The following is a 2,171-nucleotide window of genomic DNA, read 5'->3' as shown; positions in this document are numbered from 1 at the left end:
GTGCGGAGTCGGCGTCAGGGCGCCGGGACCGTCGGCTCAGCCGAGCAGCCGCTTCAGCCGCTCGCCCGCGGAGCCCAGCACCGCGCGGGCCTCGGCCAGCTTGTCCGCGCTCACGCCGCCGTCCCGGGCCGCGTCGCGGACCTGGTCGCGGAAGCGGTCGAGCAGCCGCTCCAGCTCGCGGGCCGGGTCCCCGGCCGGGTCGGTGCGGGCCCATGGCGGCAGGTCCGCCGGGGCGCCGGGCTCGTCCTTGTCCAGGTCGATCCGGGTCACGGTGACCCGTTCGGCGGGCTCGGCGGGCGGCTCGTCCGCCCCGTGGCCCCAGCGGGCCGCGTCGGCCAGCCCGGCGAGGCCCTTGGTCAGCTCGGACAGGCCCTCGGCCAGTCCGGTCGGCCAGTCGCCCTTCGCGGCGTGCTCGCGCACCTGCTGCTCGACCCGGCGCTTGATCCGCAGCGCCTCCTGCTGCGCTGCGGTGCGCGAGGCCTTGGCCTGCTCGCGCAGCCGGCGGGCCTCCTCCTCGGCGGCCTTCGCCTTGGCCTTGGCGGCCCGCTCCTGCTCCCGGGCGCGCTTGGCCTGCTCCTTGGCCTGCTGCTTGAACTGGGCGAACTCGTCCTTGGCGCGCTGCCAGGACTCGTTGTCGCCCCAGGGCCCGGCCCACGGGTCGCCGCTCTCGGTGCGCTCCGGCCGCGGTGCCTGCCTGGCGGCGTTCCACAGCTCCTCGCGCAGGTCCTTGGCGCTGTCCCGGACGTCCTCGCGGATCGCCCCGGCGAGCTGCGCCACGGAGTCCCGGATCTCCAGCTCCAGCTCGTCCAACTCGCCCTGCCGGGCTTCGAGTTCGGTGCGTCCGGCGTCGGTCAGCCGGTACACCTTGCGGCCGCCCTCGGTGCTGTGGGCGACCAGGCCCTCCTGCTCCAGCTTGGCCAGGCGCGGGTAGACCGTCCCGGCCGAGGGGGCGTACAGGCCCTGGAACCGCTCCTCCAGCAGCCGGATCACCTCGTAGCCGTGCCGCGGGGCCTCGTCCAGCAGCTTCAGCAGGTAGAGGCGGAGCCGGCCGTGGCCGAACACCGGTGTCATCTCAGGCCTCCTTGGTGAGGTTCGGCGTGCCGGGACCGGCCGGGAGCTCCTTGACCACCACCGGGCCCTCCTCCTCCGAGTCGGGGCGGCGCAGCACGGTGACCGCGCCGGAGACGGTGGTGACGTTGAGGCTACCGCGGCCCTCGCCGAGCCGGCCGGAGATCTTCTTGGCGCCCCAGGTGCTGCTCATCTGGAGCTGCTCGAAGGTGCTGGAGACGTCGCCGCTGGTGGAGCCGGCCTCGACGGTGGCGTCGGCCAGCGAGGGTATCCGGACCACGACCGCGCCGCTGACGGTGTTGACCTTGACGTCGGTCTCGCCGGCCACGTCGAGGTCCAGGGTGACGGCTCCGGTGACGGTGTTGGCCTGGACCCGGTCGGCGGTGCCGGCGATCACGGTGAGCTGCCCGGAGACGGTGTTGACCTTGAGCTGTCCGCCCACCGCCTGGGCGTCCACGTCGCCGGTGACGGTGCCGGCCTCGATGAGGCCGGTCACCCCCGCGAGGGTGGTGTCGCCGTTGGCGCTCTGCACCGAGACGTGCCCGTCGACGCCGCTGACGGTGGCGTCGGCCGACACGGTGCCGACCTTGACCTCGACCTCGGTCGGGACGGTCACGGTCACGCCGGCGATCCGCTTGCGCTTGAAGGAGCCGAAGAGGCTCTTCACCGCGCCGACCGACTTGAGCCGGTCGCCGAACTCGCTCCAGCTGTTGATGTCCTTGTAGGTGACCGTCAGGACGCCGTCCACCAGGGTCACGTGCAGGGGCTCGCCGACCAGCTCGGTGACCTCCAGACGGGCCGGGCCCTCGGCCGCCACCACGTTCACCGTGCCCTCGATGGTCCGCACGTGCAGCGCGCGCACGGGCTCGTCGAAGGTGATCCTCTCGGGGCCGTCGACCGTCCACTGGCTCATCTCTGCCGCCTCCCGTTGCCGATCGCGATGTATCGCGTTCTCTTTTAAAGACGATATATCGCGTGCGGGCAGAGTCAAGCGCGCCGGCCCCCGATCCCGACCCCGATCCGCCCCCGAGGTCTCCCCTACGGGGCCGTGGGGCCTGCGTACCCGGACACGCGCGAGGCCCGGGAGGCGGTTGCCTCCCGGG

Annotated in this window: 2 protein-coding genes; both read right to left on the bottom strand. The window is 73.5% G+C overall.

Features of this window, described 5'->3' with window-relative positions; genetic code table 11:
* Window positions 1-36 precede the first annotated feature (36 nt).
* Window positions 37-1,071 carry a PadR family transcriptional regulator gene (locus tag ACFU7Y_RS43265; RefSeq protein ID WP_380771952.1) on the bottom strand — a complete coding sequence of 345 codons (1,035 nt, stop codon included), beginning with the start codon at window positions 1,069-1,071 and terminating at the stop codon, window positions 37-39.
* Between the two features lies 1 nt (window position 1,072).
* Window positions 1,073-1,981, bottom strand: coding sequence for a DUF4097 family beta strand repeat-containing protein (locus ACFU7Y_RS43260; RefSeq protein ID WP_224284954.1), 909 nt, complete (start codon window positions 1,979-1,981; stop codon window positions 1,073-1,075).
* Between the last annotated feature and the right edge of the window lie 190 nt (window positions 1,982-2,171).

This window comes from Kitasatospora sp. NPDC057542 (assembly GCF_042801945.1).
GTDB lineage: Bacteria > Actinomycetota > Actinomycetes > Streptomycetales > Streptomycetaceae > Kitasatospora.
This window is presented reverse-complemented; position numbering and strand designations above follow the sequence as displayed.